The following is a 1,412-nucleotide window of genomic DNA, read 5'->3' as shown; positions in this document are numbered from 1 at the left end:
CGTCGCAGCCCTTGCAGATCTGAGCCCGCGCTGTCACCGGTCGAGGCCGTGACCGCACGGGACCGAATCGCGGCGAGGATCTGATCCCAGATCGTGGCGGGCAGGCGGATCTCCCGAAGCCCCAGATAGTGGGCGTCGCCGTTAGTTCGTCGGTTATCGGCGGTGGYGGGTAGGTAGAGGCCGGCGGCAAGGTCGAGGGCGGCTTCGGCGGTGCCGGTCGGGGATCCGTCGGCCAGTATGGAGTCGGCGTAGTCGTTGTGGCTGGCTCGCCAGATGGCGAAGCCCCAGTTGTTGGCGTAGCCGACGTAGCGCAGCCGGCACAGTGGCTGGGCGTCGCCGTCGGGATCGGTCGCGGTGACGTAGACGAACGGGCCGCGGTAGCGGGTGGACAGCGCGGTGATCCTGGGCCACCTGCCGGTGGCGTGCTCGACCAGCCGCTGCCGCAGGGAGATCTTCGTCGATTCTGGGATACCGGCCACAGCCCTGATTGTGGCCGGGGGTGTCGGCGGGTTGCCTGTGGGCGGGGCCGGGGCGGTGGGCCGGTGTGACCTGCCCGCTAGGACATCGGGAGTGTCTCGCCGTGCCACCGCGATCATTCTGACGGACGACGTCCGCGCCGAGCTGGCCCGCCGTGTCCGGTCGGCGACCGTGCTCCGCCGTGCCTGGCTGCGCGCGAGGATCGTGCTCGCGGCGGCCGGTGGAGCGGGCAACGCGGCGATCGCCGCTCAGCTTGATGTCTGCGAGGACACCGTCAGCAAGTGGCGGGGCCGGTTCGCCCGCGAGGGCCTGGCGGGGTTGGCTGACCGGCGCCGCTCGGGCCGGCCACGGTCCGCGGGTGGAGTTCGAGTACGAACGCGGCGGGACGGTGGCCTACTTCGCCGCCTACGACGTCCAGCGCGCCCAGGTCATCGGCCGGATCGAGGACACCACCGGGATCGTCCCTTTCGGCCGGCTCGCCGCCCAGGTCATGAACAGCGAGCCGTACGCCTCGGCGCGGCGGGTGTTCTGGATCGTCGACAACGGCTCGTYCCACCGGGGCCAAGCCTCCATCGACCGGATGCGCGCAGCCCACCCGACCGCGACGCTGGTCCACCTGCCGGTCCACGCGTCCTGGCTCAACCAGGTAGAGGTGTACTTCTCGATCCTGCAGCGCAAGGCGATCGAGCGTGGCGACCTCGCCGACTTCGCCGACCTCGACGCGCTCGCCGCCCGCGTCATGGGCTTCCAAACGCTCTACAACCAGACCGCGACCCGGTTCGACTGGAAGTACACCCGTGCGGACCTGCTGAAGACCGCCAGCCGCCTCAACCTCGCCGCATAACCGACGAACTTGCAGCGACACCCACTAGGACTCCAGGTGACGATGTCTATGCGTGTTGTGTATGCCTGCCATCGGTCTCTGGCATAGCCAC

General features: G+C 69.6%; 2 protein-coding genes and 1 pseudogene. 2 read left to right on the top strand and 1 reads right to left on the bottom strand.

All coding sequences use genetic code 11. The features are described from left to right. Window positions 1-479: hypothetical protein (locus tag KBI5_RS24725; RefSeq protein WP_241883187.1), on the bottom strand; the 479-nt coding region annotated here is incomplete at its 3' end. On the opposite strand from KBI5_RS24725, the pseudogene KBI5_RS28940 reads away from it, so the two are divergent. Together KBI5_RS28940 and KBI5_RS28315 are read left to right on the top strand one after the other, a co-directional pair. Then, window positions 385-771 (top strand): annotated as a pseudogene (locus tag KBI5_RS28940) (helix-turn-helix domain-containing protein); the annotation flags it as partial. The gene KBI5_RS24725 and the pseudogene KBI5_RS28940 overlap by 95 nt on opposite strands. A gap of 64 nt (window positions 772-835) precedes the next feature. Continuing rightward, a complete protein-coding gene (locus KBI5_RS28315) occupies window positions 836-1,321 on the top strand; it encodes a transposase (RefSeq protein WP_241883185.1) in 486 nt (161 codons plus the stop codon). The last annotated feature ends 91 nt before the right edge of the window (window positions 1,322-1,412 follow it).

Source organism: Frankia sp. KB5, from assembly GCF_002099325.1.
GTDB lineage: Bacteria > Actinomycetota > Actinomycetes > Frankiales > Frankiaceae > Frankia > Frankia casuarinae.
This window is presented reverse-complemented; position numbering and strand designations above follow the sequence as displayed.